The sequence below is a fragment of the Mucilaginibacter glaciei genome, from assembly GCF_014773245.1.
In the GTDB taxonomy this organism is placed as follows: Bacteria; Bacteroidota; Bacteroidia; order Sphingobacteriales; family Sphingobacteriaceae; genus Mucilaginibacter; species Mucilaginibacter glaciei.
On the sequence record NZ_JACWMX010000002.1, the window covers coordinates 23,173 to 42,938 of the forward strand.

Annotated in this window: 13 protein-coding genes; 12 read left to right on the forward strand and 1 reads right to left on the reverse strand. The window is 44.0% G+C overall.

Annotated elements, in window-relative coordinates; all coding sequences use genetic code 11:
- Nucleotides 1–45: 45 nt before the first annotated feature.
- The gene (pruA, locus tag IDJ76_RS04700; protein WP_191161287.1) at nt 46–1,683 is read right to left on the reverse strand and encodes an L-glutamate gamma-semialdehyde dehydrogenase; all 1,638 of its coding nucleotides are present in this window, start codon (nt 1,681–1,683) and stop codon (nt 46–48) included.
- Between the two features lie 215 nt (nt 1,684–1,898).
- Between pruA and IDJ76_RS04705 the strand changes: the two genes are divergently transcribed.
- The 12 genes from IDJ76_RS04705 (at nt 1,899) to IDJ76_RS04760 (ending at nt 19,763) form a co-directional block, all read left to right on the forward strand.
- Complete coding sequence (locus IDJ76_RS04705) at nt 1,899–4,832, forward strand: M16 family metallopeptidase (protein WP_191161289.1); 2,934 nt, start codon at nt 1,899–1,901, stop codon at nt 4,830–4,832.
- A gap of 470 nt (nt 4,833–5,302) precedes the next feature.
- Entirely contained in the window at nt 5,303–5,476 is a 174-nt protein-coding gene (locus tag IDJ76_RS04710) for a hypothetical protein (protein ID WP_191161291.1), read from the forward strand.
- Nucleotides 5,477–5,585: 109 nt separating this feature from the next.
- Nucleotides 5,586–5,954 (forward strand): response regulator, encoded by a 369-nt coding sequence (locus IDJ76_RS04715; protein ID WP_224746200.1) that lies wholly within the window; start codon nt 5,586–5,588, stop codon nt 5,952–5,954.
- Between the two features lie 515 nt (nt 5,955–6,469).
- Entirely contained in the window at nt 6,470–9,559 is a 3,090-nt protein-coding gene (locus IDJ76_RS04720) for a tetratricopeptide repeat protein (RefSeq protein WP_191161293.1), read from the forward strand.
- A 15-nt stretch (nt 9,560–9,574) separates the two neighbouring features.
- Nucleotides 9,575–11,437 (forward strand): TonB-dependent receptor domain-containing protein, encoded by a 1,863-nt coding sequence (locus IDJ76_RS04725; protein WP_191161295.1) that lies wholly within the window; start codon nt 9,575–9,577, stop codon nt 11,435–11,437.
- A gap of 38 nt (nt 11,438–11,475) precedes the next feature.
- Nucleotides 11,476–12,588, forward strand: coding sequence for an HU domain-containing protein (locus IDJ76_RS04730; protein ID WP_191161297.1), 1,113 nt, complete (start codon nt 11,476–11,478; stop codon nt 12,586–12,588).
- A 55-nt stretch (nt 12,589–12,643) separates the two neighbouring features.
- A complete protein-coding gene (locus tag IDJ76_RS04735) occupies nt 12,644–13,354 on the forward strand; it encodes a MotA/TolQ/ExbB proton channel family protein (protein ID WP_191161300.1) in 711 nt (236 codons plus the stop codon).
- Nucleotides 13,351–13,752 carry an ExbD/TolR family protein gene (locus IDJ76_RS04740; RefSeq protein ID WP_191161302.1) on the forward strand — a complete coding sequence of 134 codons (402 nt, stop codon included), beginning with the start codon at nt 13,351–13,353 and terminating at the stop codon, nt 13,750–13,752. Before IDJ76_RS04735 ends, IDJ76_RS04740 begins: the two co-directional genes overlap by 4 nt.
- Nucleotides 13,753–13,816: 64 nt before the next feature.
- Entirely contained in the window at nt 13,817–14,635 is an 819-nt protein-coding gene (locus IDJ76_RS04745) for an energy transducer TonB (protein WP_191161304.1), read from the forward strand.
- Between the two features lie 81 nt (nt 14,636–14,716).
- Nucleotides 14,717–16,039, forward strand: coding sequence for a bifunctional folylpolyglutamate synthase/dihydrofolate synthase (locus IDJ76_RS04750; protein WP_224746201.1), 1,323 nt, complete (start codon nt 14,717–14,719; stop codon nt 16,037–16,039).
- Nucleotides 16,040–16,186: 147 nt separating this feature from the next.
- Nucleotides 16,187–17,176 carry an L-glyceraldehyde 3-phosphate reductase gene (gene mgrA / locus IDJ76_RS04755; RefSeq protein WP_191161306.1) on the forward strand — a complete coding sequence of 330 codons (990 nt, stop codon included), beginning with the start codon at nt 16,187–16,189 and terminating at the stop codon, nt 17,174–17,176.
- Nucleotides 17,177–17,306: 130 nt separating this feature from the next.
- Nucleotides 17,307–19,763, forward strand: a complete 2,457-nt coding sequence (locus IDJ76_RS04760; protein WP_191161308.1) for a DUF5686 and carboxypeptidase regulatory-like domain-containing protein — start codon at nt 17,307–17,309, stop codon at nt 19,761–19,763.
- Nucleotides 19,764–19,766: the final 3 nt, after the last annotated feature.

Genomic DNA, 19,766 nt, shown 5'->3' on the forward strand with positions numbered 1-19,766 from the left:
TTTATTTAAAGTCCCCGCTATTGGGATAGATTTATTAAAAATAATTTAGTGCTCCGGTGTCAAAAACGGATAACGATAATCCTTAGGCGGATCAAAGGTTTCCTTTATTGTCCGGGGCGATACCCAACGTAGCAGGTTGATCATCGATCCGGCCTTGTCATTAGTACCCGATCCGCGCGCGCCGCCAAATGGTTGCTGCCCTACAACTGCACCGGTTGGCTTATCGTTCACATAAAAGTTACCCGCAGCATTACGAAGGCGATAGGTAGCCTCGGCAATGGCGTAACGGTCTTGCGAAATAATGGCACCCGTTAAAGCGTAGATAGATGTTTTATCAACAATTGTCAGGATCTCGTCCCAATCTTTATCCTCGTAAACATAAACAGTTAGTACCGGTCCAAACAACTCTGTACACATGGTTACATAGTAAGGATCCTCTACCTTTAAAACGGTTGGCTCTATAAACCAGCCTTTAGTTTTATCGTGGCCACCGCCCGCTATCAGTTCAACACTTTCATCGGCGTTAGCCTCATCAATATATTTCGCCAGTTTATCAAACGATACCTCGCTGATAACGGCGTTAATAAAGTTCTCAAAATCTTCGGTAGGCCCCATTTTAAAGGTGGCCATTTCGCGGGTTACATGCTCTTTAACCGCAGGCCATAAGCTTGCCGGGATATAGGCACGTGAAGCCGCTGAACATTTTTGCCCCTGGTATTCAAATGCGCCGCGCAAAAGGGCAACGGCTACTACATCCGGGTTAGCGCTCGGGTGGGCAAGCACAAAGTCTTTCCCGCCTGTTTCGCCCACAATACGCGGGTAGGTTTTGTACTTATGGATATTACCTGCAATAGTACCCCAAATATTTTGGAACACCCCGGTAGATCCTGTAAAGTGAATGCCTGCAAAATCGGGATGGTTAAATACCACATCGCCAACTACAGGCCCGTCGGCATAGATCAGGTTGATCACGCCATCCGGCACACCGGCTTCTTTGAAGATCTGCATGATCACGTTAGCCGCATAGATCTGTGTATCGGCAGGTTTCCAAACCACAACGTTACCCATCATGGCGGCGCTTGCAGGCAGGTTACCGGCAATAGCGGTAAAATTAAAAGGCGTTAACGCGAAGACAAAACCCTCTAAGGGGCGTTGTTCTACCCGGTTCCAGATGCCTTTACCAGATACAGGCGGCTGCTGCTGGTAAATCTCTGTCATATATTGCACGTTAAAGCGCAAAAAGTCAATAAACTCGCAGGCTGCATCAATTTCAGCCTGGTAAGCATTTTTGCTCTGGCCCAGCATCGTAGCGGCATTTATTTTGGCGCGGTAAGGCCCGGCAATCAGTTCGGCTGCTTTTAAGAATATTGCGGCACGTTGCTCCCAGGGCAGGTTTTCCCAATCGGCTTTAGCGGCAAGGGCTGCGTCGATAGCGTCCGTTACATGGGTTTTATCGCCCCAGTGATAAGTAGCTAAAACATGCTGATGATCATGCGGCGGGCGGATCTCGCGAAGCGTGCCTGTACGCACCTCTTTACTGCCAATATACATCGGTATATCAATTTGTTTGGCGCGGCCTTCGGCCAAAGCGGCCTTTAAAGCTGCACGCTCCACACTGCGCGGGCCGTAGTTTAAAACGGTCTCGTTAACAGGCTCGGGGACATTAAAAAATCCTTTTAACATAGATAATTATTTGGTGGCGCAAAGATAGTGGTAAATGTGCAGATGTGAGCGCACCGATCTGCAAATTGACCTTATGATGGAAACCTCTGTATCGTAGTTGACTTTAGCCCAATATTTTAAACGATGGATAACACCTTTGCACCATGTGTTAATTATTGCTTTTGCGCTTAATTCTGTTTGCTTTTTGTGATATATTTATAGCCATAAACTATAATATGAAACTTAAACTATCACTCCTGCTGTTATTGGCAAGTGGTTACGCCACACAAGTGTCGGCGCAAGCCACCAATGCCTGGAAAACAGCTACCGGCGGCGGCTACACTTACAAATACGTAACCGGCGACCCTACCCACTCCCGCTTTTATACCTTAAAAAACGGGCTCACTGTAATATTAAGCCCAACGGATAAACAGCCCCGCATCCAGGCTTATATAGCCGTAAAGGCGGGCAGCAAGACAGACCCTGCAGACCACACAGGCCTGGCCCATTACCTGGAGCATATGATGTTTAAGGGTACTGACAAGTTTGGCTCTCTGAACTGGGCAAAAGAAAAACCTTTACTGGATAAAATAGATAACCTTTACGAGCAATATAACTCTACCAAAGACGAGGCTAAACGTAAAGAGATCTACAAGGAAATAGATAAAACATCGGGCGAGGCTGCAAAATTTGCCATTGCTAATGAGTATGATAAAATGATGGCTGCAATGGGCGGTCAAAATAGCAATGCCTTTACTTCTTTTGAGCAAACTGTTTATACTGAAGATATCCCCGCATCGTCTGTAGATAAATTCCTGACCATGCAGGCCGAGCGTTTCCGCAACCCTATCCTGCGCATCTTCCATACAGAATTGGAAGCAGTGTACGAAGAGAAGAACCGCGGGCTGGACAGCGACCCTAATAAAGTGCAGGAAGCGATGTTCGAGGCATTGTTCCCTAACAATAATTATGGTAAACAAACTACCATCGGTACGGTGGAGCATTTAAAAAATCCGTCGTTAAAGGCCATTCGCAAATACTACTACTCTTACTACGTGCCCAATAATATGGGCGTGATCCTGTCGGGCGATTTCAACCCCGATGTGATGATCAAAAAAGTAGCCCAGAATTTTGGTTACATGCAAACCAAGCCAACACCTGCGTACACCTTTGCACCCGAGGTACCTATTGCCGCCCCTATACAGCGCGATGTTTACGGCCCTACGCCCGAAAACCTTACTATTGCCTATCGTTTCCCGGGTGCGACTACGCGCGATGCGCGTTTACTGAGCCTGATGGGTTCATTATTAACCAATGGCAAAGCAGGCCTTTTTGACCTGGACCTTACTAAGAAGCAAAAGCTGCTTAGCGCATTTGCTTCAAATTATACCTTAAAAGATTACAGCGTATTACTACTACGCGGCACACCTGTTAAAGGCCAAAATCTAGATGATGTAAAAGCATTGATGCTGGGCGAGATTGAGAAATTGCGCAAAGGCGAGTTTTCTGACGACCTGATCCAATCGATCGTTAACAACTACAAAAAGAGCAAAATTGAGCAGGACGAAAGTTACAACCAGCGCGCCAGCAACCTGATGGATGATTTTACATCGGGTGTTGACTGGAGAACCGATGTGGCCACTATCAATGAGCTATCTAAAGTGACCAAGGCGCAGATAGTAGCCTTTGCAAACAAATATTTAAAGGAAAATAATTTTGTCATCGTTTACAAACACCAAGGTACAGACAAAAACATTGTAAAGGTTGATAAACCAACCATAACCCCTGTCGAGGTTAACGCCGGCGAGCAATCGGCCTACGTAAAAGCCATCAACGCAATGCCTTCAAACGCTATCCAGCCGGTTTGGCTAGATTTTAATAAAGACATACAGCGCGCTACAGCAGGTAAAGTTGATGTATTATCTGTTCAAAATAAGGATAACAGCATATTCCGCCTTTATTACCGCTACGATATGGGCAGCTGGAACAATAAACTATTGCCTGTTGCCGCACAGTACCTGCAATTTTTAGGGACAGATAAAATGACTTCTGAAGAAATCAGCAAAGCATTTTACAAACTCGCGTCAAACTTTAATGTAAGTGCCAGTACAGAAATCACCACCGTGAGCATTAACGGCTTGCAGGAAAACTTTGGTGCATCTGTTACCTTGTTTGAAAACCTGCTGGCTAATTGCAAGCCCGATGCCGAGGCATTAAAAGGCTTAAAGGCCCGCCTGAAAAGATCGAGAGAAAACCTTAAACTGAATAAGGCTGCTATTATGCAGGGCTTGGTTAACTACGCACAGTTTGGTGCAAACAACCCGTTCAACAACGTTTTAACCGACGAAGAAATAGACAACCTGAAAGCAGATGACCTTGTTGCTATTTTACACAACCTGGTTAACTACAAGCATACTATTTTATACTACGGCCCGCAAACCGCAGCACAAACCGGTGTTACTTTAGCTACCCTGCATAAAACGCCCGCTACCTTCGCTGCCTATCCTGACAAGAAAGTTTTTACCCGCCAGAAAATGGATAAGAACATGGTGCTGTTTGGCAACTTCGATATGGTACAGGCCGAGATCCAGTGGATCCGTAATGAGGATGCGTACAGCCCGGCTAAAGCCCCTGTTATCGAGTTGTACAACAACTACTTCGGCTCGGGTATCAGTTCGATAGTGTTCCAGAACATACGCGAATCTAAAGCACTGGCCTACTCAACTTACGCGTTCTATGTGGCACCGCAGAAAAAGGACGACGATAACACTTTTGTTGCGTACGTAGGCACCCAGGCCGATAAAATGCCCGAAGCCGTTAAAGCGATGAATGAGCTGTTAAACAACATGCCCGAGTCTGAAAAGGGCGTATTGGCCGCTAAAGATAACATCCGTAAATCGATAGAAACCGAACGCATCACCCAGGATGGCATCCTGTTTACCTATCTGGCCGCCCAGCGGAAAGGGTTAAATTACGATGAACGTAAAAACACTTTTAGCGCGGTTAGCAAATTGGGTTTTGCCGATGTACAGGCTTTTGCCAGTACCGAATTAAAAGGTAAGCCTTTTACGTATTGCGTAGTAGCATCTGATAAACGCGTTACAGATGACGACCTGAAAAAATATGGTGAATTGGTAAAGCCTGATATGAAACAGATCTTCGGATATTAACGATATACAAAACAAATTTTAAAGCGGATGGGATTTTTTCTCATCCGCTTTTTTTGTAAAAATATCATTACAATACCGTTGACGACATTTGTTTAAAATGATATATTTGTTTTATAGATTAATTGATCCTCAATACAATAGCCCTTACTTGTATCATATGACCTTACCCCATTTAAATAAAAACAGCGCACAGGCATTCATTGCCACTTGCACTAAATGCAAAAATGAGTTAGAAGATCGTGTACATCGCGGCTTTTTCGTTAAAAACTTCCTTTTTTGGTTACCAATCCGCAAGTATAAATGCTACAAATGCAAGCGCGGGCAATATGTATGGGTTAAATAATAGTTAATTCGGCATTATTGCGATATTAAATTAAAACAGCAAAATTTATTTGAGTATCTAAGTTTTGGGGAGATATGATGGTTCAAATGGTTATTATTGACCTTTAAACCAACTCGTAACCCATCTTTTGGAAAGAAAAATCAAACCCATGACCATGTATTGCCCAAACTGCGGCAACTTGTTTAACCGTAAACTTCACCGTAGCTGGTCGCAAAAGACGTTTCTTTTCTTTATGCCGCTGCGTAAATATCATTGCGATAACTGCGATAAGGATGTTTTAATATTTAAACCATCTAAATAACAGCAGTGTGTAAATTTGGTACAGATATTGACAAACGTTGATAATGGTATAGTAATACAAGCTTCTGTATAGAAATTAGATGATGCTATTTATATTAAAATAAAAAATAATGCGACGGATATTAGCGGTAGATGATGATAATGACATACTCGAAGTACTTCAATTCATACTGGAAGATTCAGGTTATGAGGTAGTTACATTATCCGATGGCAACAATTTAATGGAAAAAATTCTGGAAAAGCATCCGGACTTGATATTACTTGATATTATGCTGGGTAACCTTGATGGCCGCGAATTATGCAAAGCGGTTAAAAAACAGGACAGTACACATAACATTCCTGTCATTATGATTTCTGCAAGCCACAATATTGCTAATACCATTAATCAGGAGGGGGCACCGAATGATTTTATTGCCAAGCCATTTGATATTAATAACCTGCTAAGCAAGATTAAAAACCAGCTGCCCGATGCAGCCTAAATAGCTGCTAAATCTATACCCGCCTCTGGTAATCCCTTACCAATTTGATTATTCCACGCCTTTTATTAATAGTAGTTAATACCGTGATCAGTTTTGCCATCATACAACTTGTGCATACGTCTGTTTCCCGCAGCGCATCAAAATAAGATACGTTTAATACTCCATCCAAATCATCGGGCGTTAGCCGCTATTCAAGGCCAATGTTACAACGCTTGAACAGACAATCAGCAAACAATTATAGTGCGACTCACTATATTCAATATGATTTATTAATAAAAATAATCTTGTTAGGGGCTCCGATGTTTTAACTTATGAACCTGATTTACAGTGTCATAATAAATAAAAACCTCCTAAAATGAGACTGTTGAATTGAATTGATTCAACTTAATTTATCCACAGATATACCATCGTGTTTGTAATAACCGTTAAAAAAGCGTTCTCCACATTTGTTAATTACTATTGTGGATTGCATTTTTGCGTTTAGCTAATTTAGCAACATCAACCGTACGCGCTCTATGATCAAATTGAAGTACCTAACAATTTTTGCACCTGTGCTATTCGCTTTACCGGCACTTGCGCAGCAAAACCCATCCTACCATATCAACCGTACCTATCAAACCGCGGGCGAATTGCTTGACAAAGGGAAGTTTGCCGCGGCTGCTCAGCAATACCGCCTGGTAGAGTCGTCAAGGTTGCAAACCACACAACAGTCAAAATTCGAGTCGGAGTTAACGCTGCTAAAAGAAAACGCACAATATTACGAAGCCCTTTGTGCATTAGAACTGGGTAACGACGATGCCGAGAGCATGTTTTTACGGTTTATAAAAACCCATCCCGAAAATCCGCTCACCAAGCTGGCTTACTTCCAGGTAGGCAGATCATACTTTAAACAGGGCAAATTTGAAGAAGCCCTGGTTTGGTTTAACAAGGTTGACGCCGTGGACTTGAGTGGCTCACAAAACACCGAATACAAATTCCGCAAGGGTTATGCCTATTTTATAACTAAGGACTATAAAAATGCTCAGTTATTGTTTAGCGAAGTAAAAAACAAAAAGTCGCCGTTTACAGATGATGCCGTTTATTACTTTGCATACATCTCGTATCTGAATAAAGACTATCAGTTAGCGTTGGTAAACTTTGAGCGGCTAAAAAATTCTAAGAAATACGAAAACAGCTACCCGTATTATATCACCGCCGTTTACTTTTTAGATAAACGCTATAATGATGTGATCAGCTACGCCATCCCAATTATCAACAGCACTAAACAAGAGCACGAAACCGAGATGCTGCGTATTATAGGTGCATCTTATTTTGCAAAAAGCGATTTCGACAACGCAGTAAAATATTACAGCCGCTTTGAAGAGCAGGATCATGGCGCTACCCAAAACACGCAGGATAGCTACCAGATGGGCTATGCTTACTATAAAGTGGGCAACTATGGCAAGGCGGCTTCGGTATTGGAAAAACTCGTTGCCCAGAACGATAACTACAGCCAAAGCGGTAGCTATACCCTGGGCGATGTTTTCCTGAAAATGAACAACAAGCAAAGCGCGCGTAACGCCTTCCTTGTAGCCTCACGACTGGATTTTGACAAGCAATTGCAGGAAGATGGCTTGTACCAATATGCCAAATTATCTTACGAGCTCGATTTTAACACACAAGCCCTGGATGCTACCCGCTTATATCTAAAAAACTATCCCCGCTCGCGCCGTTTAGATGAAGTAAAAACATTGCTGGGTGAAGAACTGCTTACATCGCACAACTACAAAGAAGCCGTAGAGATATTGGAACCCATCCCCAATAAATCGGCCAGTGCGCAGGCGGCTTATCAAAAGGTTACCTACTACCGCGGGCTGCAATTTTACAACGAACGTGCCTTTGAGAATGCCATCGGTATTTTCATACGCTCATTGAAATATCCGGTCGATACCAAAACCCAGGCGCTTACCAATTACTGGATGGCCGAGTCGATGTATGAAGTACGCAAGTACAGCGAATCTGTAGATACCTTTACTGAATTCCTGGCAATGCCGGAGGCAAAAGAGACCGACGTTTACAACTACGCCAACTATGCCTTAGCCTACGCGGCATTTGGCGGCGAAGAATATAAAACAGCAGCCCGATACTTTGAGAAGTTTTTAGATGGCAACACAAAGGATAAAAACACCGAGAACGATGCGATAAGCCGCTTAGGCGATAGCTACTTCGTGCTGAAAAGCTATGGCAAGGCATTAGAAAATTACGACAGGATCATCGCGCAGCAAAGCCAGGGGCAAGATTATGCGTTGTTCCAGCGTGGTATTATCCAGGGCTTACAGGGGTCATTAGACACCAAGATCAGTACGTTGAACAATGTACTGGCTAAATTCCCTAATTCGGATTACGCGGATGATGCCTCTTTCGAGATCGCTTATACCTACTTTCTGAAAAATGACGGTGCCCGCGCCAAAACAGAGCTGCAGGCCATGATAGAAAAATATCCGCGCAGCAGCTATATCCCGCGTGCATTAACTACTATCGGTTTAATTGACTACAATGCAGGCGGCAACGACGACGAAGCTGTGGCGGCCTTTAAACGCGTGGTGCAGGATTACTCATCAAGCGATGAAGCGAAGACAGCCTTAAAACAGATCGAAAAGATCTACACCGATAAGGGCGACGCACAAACGTTCATCAACTACGCCAACACCACTTCGATAGGTAATTATTCAACCGCCGACCAGGAAAATATCATGTTCGCGGCAGCAAACAACCTTTACCTGCGTAACGACTGGCAGGGAACAGTGAATGCCATAAACGCCTACTTCGATAAATTCCCGGGTAAACAGATCTTTGAAAAACAGGCCAGGTTTATCCGCGCACAAAGCCTGGTTAACCTGAACAAGTACGACGAGGCCGTGGTTGATTATAATGTGATTTTAAACGACTGGACAAGCGCTTATAGCGAAAAATCGTTGATAGCGATGTCGAAACTATATATTAGCCAGAAAAAATATAACGATGCGATCGTGTTTTTGAAAAGGCTGGAAACCAACTCGGAGTACAAGGCCGATTACACCTTTGCCATCAATAATTTGTTGCTCAGCTACTCGATGATCAACCAGCCCGATGATGTGATTAAATATGTGAAACTGGTTAGGGAAAACGAAAAATCGGCACAGGAAGACAAGTACAAAACGGGGTTATACGCAGGAAAAGCTTACCTGTTAAAGGGCGACACTACCGCTGCGGTAAATGAGTTTGATTATACCATTGCTAACACCAAAACCGTAATCGCTGCCGAGGCTAAATACAATGTAGCTTATGTAGAATTTTTACGCCGCAAATATAAAGCTTCGCAAAAAACCTGTTTCGATCTGGTGAAGGAGTTGCCCAATTATGATTATTGGGTGGCCAAAACCTACATCTTACTGGCCGATAACTACGTGGCGCTAAAAGACGATTTCCAGGCAAAGGCTACACTGCAAAGTATAGCAGATAATTACAAAGGCGATGACGAGATACTGGAAACAGCCAAACAGAAGCTAAACACCATATCGTCGCCAAAAACACCGGAAACCAAACCGGACACTAAAGCAACCCAACAGGATAACAAAGAACAATAGAAAGAAGACAAGCAAATGAATCAGAAATACACCTTCACGCTGCTTACCTTGTTAATGGTAGTTTACTTTGTTCCTGCTATTGCACAAACAAAGCCGGCGGCTAAAAAGCCCGCAGCTAAAACAGCACAAAAATCCGTTGTTACCAAAAAAACAACCAAGCCTGCCCCTGGTAAAAAAGTTGCTAAGGCAACAACGCCTGTACAAAAAACAACTGCTAAAAATTTAGGCGACGCCGCTACCAAGGCTGCCCCGGCAGATACGACCAAAAAAGGTGGCACCAACAACGCGCCCGAAGCACCCAGCAGCTTGTCTGAAGAGATAGTAGTAACCACTTCCTATAAACCGGTACTGGCCGAAGCGGTGAAGATTCGCCGCAATCCCGACCTGGAAGATAAGACCCCGTTTAAAGCACCTTTGTTATATACCCCCTTAGATAAAAAACTGGAGCAGGATAACAACATTAAGCCCTTAGATGCGATGAAGAGGCCGCTCGAGCAAGACTCGGCGCTGCTTAATAATTACGTAAAAGTTGGTTTAGGTAGTTTAAAAACCACCTATGGCGAGGCTTATTTTGGCACCGGTAAAGACCAGGCATTGCAGGTTGGCGGCTACGCAAAACACTTTGCACAAAGCGGCAGCGACTTCAACAAGCAGAATGACAGCAGGCAGGAAGTAGGCATGTTTGGTAAAAGTATTAACGACGAAAACACCATTAGTGGCAGCATCAATTATAAACGCCGCGGCACGTATTTTTATGGATTCGATAAAGATAACCCACCCGCTACAGCCTTTGACCCTGCAAAACAAACCTTTAACACTATTGGTGCCGAAGCAGAAATTGCCAAAAACTACAAGGACGAAGAAAACGCCTTTACCTATGCCGCCAAAGTAAAGGGTTATATTTTTAGCAATGCCTTTAGCGCTAAAGAAAATAACATCGTGATCAGCGGGTTTTTAAACCAAACCGTACGGCAATTTTACGCGGGTTTAAGCGGATCTTTAGATGTAACTAATCAAAAGGATGTATTGTATAGCAACACCAATAACATACTCCGGGCTAACCCCTACATCAAATTACAGGGAGATGATTACAAGATAGACGCGGGTATTAATATTGCAAAGGAGTTTGGCATGAGCGATCGTTTCTTTGTTTTCCCGGCGGCTAAGGCAGAATACCAGATTGTGCCAAAATATGTACGCTTATTTGCCGAAGTTAAGGGTGACGTAAACCGCGCTTCTATCCAGGAATTTTCACAAACTAACCCCTTCTTGGGCCAAAATATCAATTTGAGAAACTCTGTCGACCAGTTGGATATTGCTGTTGGCTTAAAGGGGACTATAGCACCTGGTTTAGGTTTTAAAGCTACCGTATACCGTAACGAGGTGAAAAACCTGCCGCTTATCGTCAACAACTTCGCTACAGATTTTAACAAGTTTGCGGTGATCTATGATAATGGTAAAGCAACGATCAGTGGCATTAACGGCGAGCTTAACTTTAAGGCGACCGAAGATTTTGAACTATTTGGCCGTGTGGAATATAAAGACTACAAATTAGCCAGCGAAGCACAGCCCTGGAACCTGCCCAAGTTTTTACTAACAGCAGGTACCACTATCCATATTAATGATAAGGTTGATGTTAACGGCTCGCTTCTGTTCCGCGGTAACACGCAGGACAGGCCGATTACCAATGCAGCTGGCGCGTTGCCGGTGCCTGTAGCATCGTTTACAGATTTAAGCGGCGGTGTAAGCTATAAGCTGAATAAGAAGTTTTCGATCTTTGTTCAGGCCAATAATATCCTGAACGCTACCAGCCAAACCTGGGTTTATTACCCAAATTATGGGTTTAATATTTATGGCGGTGTGGGGTATTCGTTTTAGGTTTTTTGATGTTTTATAATTATCCGTACTTTTAGCGAATGGATGTAGGCTATTTTATAAGCGAGCTGCTTGGGCAACATGGCGATGTGATGGTACCCGGATTGGGTTATTTTGCGCATACCCGTGTAAATGGCTATTACAACCAGGGCGAAGGCCGGTTTTATCCGCCGGGTTACAGCGTACAATTCGACCCGCAATTTATTGACGATGATACACTGGCACAGTACATCGCCGATAATAAAAACATCTCGCTGGCATCATCCAAATACTTTACAGAAAAATATGTAGCTAACGTAAGGTACCTGGCATCAACCGGCGAGGCTGCTATAGCTAACCTGGGCTGGTTTTTTACGCAGGATTTTAAACTGGTATTCCGTTCAAACAATGAGGTAAATACCGATGCCGATTTTTTTGGCTTCCCGGCGCTAATAATGTATAAATTAGGCGCACGGCCCGGAAATTTACAGCACGAAGAAGTTGATGAGCCGATAGAAGTACCATCGCAACAGATGAACCCGCCCGAGGCTGACGTACCACAGTTTGAAACCGACCGCGAGTATGAGGCCTACCTGGTTGAACTGACCGCTAAACGTAAACGCAAAACGCTCATCACCTTTGTAATACTGGCCGTATTGTTAACCGGGATGTTTTACTTCCTGTACACCAAATACGATAAATCGATATTTAACCTGGAAGAGAAGAAACCCATAGCTAAAAACGATTCGGTTGCAGCGCCAAAAAAATTGGCAGTAGTAAAAGACAGTGCCAAACGGGACATGGGTGACGATAGCATTGAGATCGTTAGGTTTAATAAAAAGGAAACCTTTGTAGCACAGCGCGATACGGCCAAACCAAAAAAAGTATTATATGGCGTAACCCCGCCTGCCGTTACAGATACTATAAAAGGCCAGCGGTTTGAAATACTGGGCGGCTCATTCGGTACGGCAGCGCAAGCCAAAATAGCGGTTGGCCGGTATCTTAAAATGGGGTTTGACGCAAAGGTTTTAGAGAATGTACCAGGCAGACGGGTAAAGGTTACACTCGGCACGTTTGCTACCAGCGCCGAAGCCAAGGCTGCCGAAAAGAAAATATTAGCCACCGGTAAGGTTAAACCTGCCGAGCTGTATGTGCAGCCCTACAACGTTAAATAATAAAATCACGCAAAATTCAGTTTAAACACAGTACTACTTATAACAAGGATAAATTATGATGTTATTATTGCAGGTTGCAGATACCGCCGCAAAATTGATAGATACAGCCACGCAGGCCACACAGCAATTGAAACAAATTCCGGCAGAGGAATTACGCTTTGGCGATTTGCTGCTGAAAGGTGGATGGGTAATGGTACCTATCGGTATTTTAGCCGTGTTAGGTTTAGTGATCTTCTTTGAACGGTTCTTCACTATCCGCAAGGCATCGATAAATGAGTCGCACCTGATGACCCAGGTTCGCAGCAGTATTTTAACCGGCAATTTAGAGGCTGCGATGGCCTTATGTCGCAGCAGCAACTCGCCCCTGGGCCGCATGTTACAAAAAGGCTTATTGCGCATTGGCAGGCCAATTAAGGATATTGAGGGCGCTATCGAAAACGTAGGTAAGCTGGAAGTATCCAAACTGGAAAAAAACATCGGCATCATCGGTATTGTAGCCGGTATTGCCCCTATGTTTGGTTTCCTGGGTACTATTGCAGGTGTTATCAAGATCTTTTATGATATCTCCAAAACGGATAACATCAGCATGGGCGTTATATCGGGTGGCTTATATGTGAAGATGGTAACATCGGCAGCAGGTTTGTTTGTAGGTATCATCGCTTATGTTTGCTACCATATTTTAAATATGATGGTTGATAAGGTGATCCTGAAACTGGAGACTGACGCCATTGAATTTATTGATCTGTTAGAAGAGCCAAGCAAATGAATTTAAGGAAAAAAAACCGCGGGCATTCTGCCGAGGTACATACCTCGGCCATGAACGACATCATGTTTTTCCTGCTCTTGTTCTTTTTGATCGCATCTACCGTTACCAACCCCAATGTAATCAAATTGGTGTTGCCTAAATCGTCGAGCGGGCAGTCGGTTTCTAAGAAAACAATTACCGTATCGGTAACCAAAGAGCTGAAATACTACGTCGACAAAAAAGAAATTGCCGTAGCCGATCTGCAGCCTACCCTGGCTAATTATAAAAAACTGGCGACAGAGCTGACCATTGTTTTGTATGTAGATAAAACCGTAGCCATACAAGATGTGGTACAGGTAATGGATGTGGCACAAAAACTGAATATTAAACTGGTACTGGCAACAGAACCGAAAGGATAGTTGTAAGTGATGAGTATTAAGTTACAAGTAACTCACCACTCATTACTCACCCCTTAAAACTAACATGAACTACACCGAACAAAATAACTACCCGAAAGCGTTTGCTGCGACCACTGTGATACTTGCGGTGGTGATGGCGCTTTGTTATTTTATCGTGTTCCAGTCGCCTGTTAAACAGGAAGATGGCACAGGTGGTATTTTAGTGAACTATGGTACGGTTGATGAAGGGATGGGCAGCGACTACATGAGCACCGAAGAACCATCGGTTGCCGAGAATGCCAACAAAACCAAACCAGATAAGGTTACCCCTGCCCCGCCAACAGAAGAAAAGGTACAAAACGAAGCCAGCGATAAAAACGTAGTAACACAAACTACCGAGGATGCCCCTGAAGTGGCAGCAAACATAAAAACGCCAAGCCCAACTGTGGCCACACAGCCCACTACTAAAGCAGTTACCAAACCAACCGTTAACCAAAATGCTTTGTATAAAGGCAAAACCAACACCGGTACCGGCGAGGGTGATGGCACAGGCAGCACACCCGGCAACCAGGGCAAAACCTCAGGCACTACGCTAACTAACAACTACAATGGTACAGGCAGCGGCAACGGTGGTAACTTAACCGGGATGCCATCCCGTAACTTTACCAGCAAACCCGCTATAGGCGACGATGGCAGGCACACGGGCAAGGTAGTGGTTGATATCCGGGTAGATAAAAATGGCAATGTGGTTTACGCCCGCGCAGGCGCCCGCGGCACCACCATAACTGACGATGACCTGCTGGATAAATGCGAACAGGCCGTAAAAAATGCCAAGCTCAACTCCCTTGACAGCGCGCCCGAGACACAGATAGGCACGGTAGTGTTTGTGTTTAAGGTGAATTAATTCTGCCCACAGTTCATGGACAATAGACCGTAGCAAATAATTTTATTAATAGATTTGCTTCTAAAACCATAGCTATGGACTATGGACTATCGACTATGGACTATGGACTATCAACAAACCATCGACTACCTCTACACCCAGTTACCGCTCTTTACCCGAATTGGTGCATCCGCCTTTAAAAAAGACCTGACCAATACCCTGGCACTTTGCGAACTACTGGATAACCCGCAGCATAAATTTATAAGCGTACATGTAGGTGGCACCAACGGTAAAGGTTCAACCTCCCACATGCTGGCGGCAATATTACAGGTGGCGGGTTATAAAACGGGGCTTTATACTTCGCCACACTTAAAAGACTTTAGGGAGCGCATCCGCGTGAACGGGCAGATGATCAGTGAACAAGCAGTGATCGATTTTGTGGCGGCGCATCGAGCCGACTTTGAGCGCATAGAGCCTTCCTTTTTTGAAATGACCGTAGCTTTAGCCTTTGATGTTTTTGCCAATGAGCAGGTGGATATTGCCATTGTAGAAGTTGGCTTGGGTGGCCGGTTAGATTCGACCAATATCATTAACCCGTTGCTCTCCATCATCACCAATATCGGTTGGGACCATATGAACATGCTGGGCGACACCCTGCAACTGATAGCAGGCGAAAAAGCGGGCATCATTAAACCCCATACACCAGTCATCATCGGCGAGTATCAGCCAGAAGTTGCCAATGTGTTTGTAGAAAAAGCACGGAAGGAAAGTGACTCGATTACTTTTGCATCGGAGAATAAGTTAATAGTTAAAAGTAAAAAGGCAAAGGATGGCGCGTTGAATCTATTAGATGTTGATATAACAAGTCTAAACGCCCCGCTCTCCGCTCTCCACTTACAACTCGACCTTACCGGGACTTACCAACTCAAGAATTTAAAAACCGTTCTTTGCGCGGTTGACGAATTACGCCAACAAGGTTTTACCATAACCGATCAGCATATAGCCGAAGCCCTGAAACAGGTAAAAACGCTTACCGGCCTGCACGGACGCTGGGAAACATTAAGCCAAAACCCGCTCACCATTTGCGATACCGGCCATAATCCGGAAGGTATGACCGAAGTGCTTACGACTATTGCAGGCACACCTTACCAGCATCTGCACTTTGTGATCGGCATGGTGAATGATAAAGACATCAGCAAAGTGCTTATAATGCTGCCAAAGGACGCAACCTATTACTTTTGCAAGCCGGATATCCCAAGGGGACTGGATGCTGAAATTTTAAAACAGAAAGCCGAAGTAATAGGGCTTAGCGGCGATGCTTTCACGTCAGTGCCGGAAGCGTTAAAGTCGGCTCAACATAATGCGGGTGATGCCGATCTGGTGTTTGTTGGCGGCAGTACTTTCGTAGTGGCCGAAGTGGTTTAGATGCGCTATTTTATGCAGCTTAAATTGCTGTAATTTTAAATACAGCATAAAAACATCCATAGAAAATTGGTAGAAATTAGAGATTTTTAGAGGTAATTTGTCCCGTTATTTTATCTATTTAAACATTACATTAGCAAACAAAAACCAATGACATACCAACCCTCAGCCGCCCGATACGATAAAATGCAGTACCGCCGTTGCGGCAAAAGCGGCATCAAACTACCGGCTATTTCATTAGGTCTGTGGCATAACTTCGGCCATGTGGATGTAATGGAAAACTTCCGGAAGATCCTGCACCTGGCATTTGATAGCGGCATAACCCATTTTGACTTGGCTAACAACTACGGCCCTCCTCCGGGATCGGCAGAGACCAATTTTGGCAAGATCCTGAAAGAAGATTTTGCATGCTATCGCGATGAGCTAATTATCTCTACTAAAGCAGGTTACCATATGTGGGAAGGCCCGTATGGCGAATGGGGATCCAAGAAATATCTGGTTTCCAGTTTGGATCAAAGCCTGAAACGGATGGGTTTAGACTATGTAGATATCTTTTATCATCACCGCCCGGATCCTGATACCCCGTTAGAAGAAACCATGATGGCCCTTGATCTGATCGTTCGCCAGGGTAAAGCTTTATATGCCGGGATCTCTAACTATAACGCCGAACAAGCAGATGCGGCGATAGCCATTTTAAAACGCTTGGGCACCCCTTGTTTGATCCATCAGCCCAAGTACTCGATGTTCGTCCGCGATGCGGAAAACGGGCTGTTAGACGTACTGGAAAAAGACGGCGTAGGCTGTATCCCATTCTCGCCTTTGGCGCAGGGCTTACTGACTAACAAGTACTTACACGGCATCCCGCAAGACTCGAGGGCGGCCAAATCAACCGGATTTTTACAGGAAAGCCAGGTGAATGATGAGGTTGTCGGTAAGATCAAAAAGCTAAACGCCCTTGCAGAGCAGCGCGGCCAGACACTGGCACAAATGGCACTGGCCTGGTTGCTCAAAGATGACCGGGTAACATCAGTATTGATCGGCGCAAGTAAACCCGAGCAATTGGCCGACTCATTAAAAGCATTAGATAAGGTAGACTTTACTGCTGATGAATTGGAAAAGATCGAAGCTATCCTAAAATAAACCGCATTTTAACGTACATTAAAGGCATATTTTAAATAATATGCCTTTTTTGTTTAACAATAATTAACAAAACAGCTCTAACAACTTTAGCGAATAACTTACATCTTAGTACAAACTTTACACACCCTTAATGAAACCAGCCTTACTTGCACTTTTCTTGTTGCTGTTCAGTTCGCAATTATTTGCCCAGGATGTTACCATTAGCGGCAAAATAACCGACGACGGAGGTAAGGGCGTACCCTTTGCAACAGTTTATATAAGGAACACAACTAAGGGCACATCTGCCAACAGCGAAGGTGAATACAGCCTGAATTTAAAGCCGGGCCAGTACGATGTGCAATATAAAGCGGTGGGTTACAAAGCCGAGAGCCGTAAGGCAGATCTGCGTACCAGCCAAATCATCAATATAGCACTAAAGGCAGAATTATACGAGCTTAAAGAAGTTGCCATCCGCGCAGGTGCCGAAGACCCTGCTTACGCCATTATCCGCAAGGCAATAAAAAAACGTAAGGGCTATTTAAATGAGGTAAATGCCTATACATGCGAGGTTTATATTAAGGGGTTACAAAAACTACTGGCTGCTCCAAAGAAATTTTTAGGGGTAGATGTTCAAAAAATTGCCCGCGAAAATGGGTTGGATTCTAACCGCAGGGGTATAATTTACCTGTCGGAGTCGCAATCCAAATACAGTTTTATGCGCCCTAATTCGGTTCATGAAGAGGTGATATCATCCAAAACATCCGGCCGGAACAATGCCTTTACCTTTAACCGCGCATCAGACCTCCGGGTGAATTTTTATGAGAACTTTCAGGACTGGGAAGGATTAAGTCCGCGGCCCGTAATTTCGCCTATATCCGATAACGCCTTGTTTTACTACCGATACAAATGGATGGGCATCACGATAGAGAATGGCGAAACCATCAATAAGATACTGGTTACCCCGCGCCGCGAACACGACCCTTGTTTTAGCGGCTATATCTATGTGCTGGAGGATAGCTGGCGACTGCAGAGCCTCAGCCTTTACCTAACCAAAAAGAATAACATCAACTTTGTAGATACTTTAAAGGTGAACCAGGAATTTTTTCCGGTGAATGCTAAGGTATGGATGCCGGCTTCCATTAAATTTGAGTTTACGGGCGGGTTATTCGGCTTCAAGTTCGGCGGGTATTTTATCTCCCTTTATAAAGATTACGAGATAGACCCCAAGCTGGATAAAAAGCAATTTGCAGAAGTATTGCGTATTACCAAAGGCATTAATAAAAAAGACTCTATCTATTGGCAAAATGAGCGGCCCATACCGCTTACCGAAGAAGAAAAGACCGATTACCAGAAAAAGGCTATACTCGCCGCCAAGCGAGAATCCAAACCTTACCTCGACTCGTTAGACAAAGTAAACAACAAGTTTAGCGCAGGAAAATTTATTTTGGGTGGCTACCATCACCGTAACCGGTATGATAAAGAATATTATAATTTCGACCCGTTGTTGTCATCTATCCTGTTTAACACGGTAGAAGGGTTCGCGCTGGATTACGGTGCTTCATATGTCAAACAGATAGATAGTGCTAACAACAAATATTTGTCTGTTTACGCCAAAGCACGCTATGGTTTTTCAAATCATTTATTGAATATAAATGGCGGGGTGAGTTTCCCGGCAGGGCAATTCCGATTAAACTTATCGGGCGGCTCAAACGTGCTGGATATGAATAACCGCCAACCGATAACAGATTTTACCAATACGGTGCATAGCTTATTTGCCAGGCAGAATTTTGAAAAGCTTTATCAAAAGCAATATGTGAATTTTAGTGCCTCAAACCGCATCAGCGGCGGCTGGCTGGCCAGTGGTTATGCCGAATGGAGCGACAGGAAATGGTTATCCAACACTTCAAACTTTAGTTTTTTTCATCCCGATAACCGGCAGTATACGTCTAATAATCCCTTTATTCCCGGAGCAGATGTGCCGTTGTTCCCACAAAACCAGGCATTTAAGTTAAGCGTACGCACCACTTATGACTTTAGCAATAAATATGAAACTTATCCAACAGGTAAACGATATCTCCCATCGGTCTACCCCACCATTGGGTTCGCGTTTACCAAAGCCATCAAAAATGTGTTTGGATCTGATGCCGACTATAATATGATTGCTGTTGATATTGCTAAAGATGATATCCCTTTAGGGTTTTATGGTAAAACATCATTCTATGCAGCAGCGGGTAAATTCTTTAATGCAAAAAACATTAACTATACCGATTTCAGGCACTTCTCGGGTAATGAAGCATTATTTTACAAACCCGGCAATAGTAAATTCCTGCTGTTAGATTATTACACGTTTAGCACCGGCGACAAGTATCTGGAGGCACACCTAGAGCATAATTTTTCGGGCTTTATTACCAATAAGATCCCGATTATCCGCAAACTGAAATTGCAGGAAATTGTGAATGTGAATTACCTTACCACACCCACCTTTAAAAACTATGTAGAGTTAGGTTTCGGCTTACAAACCGCGGGTTTAAGGGTAATGTACGGCACATCATATAACAATATGAGCAGCAAGGTAAATTCGGCAATAAGGATTGGGTTGAGTTTTTAGGGA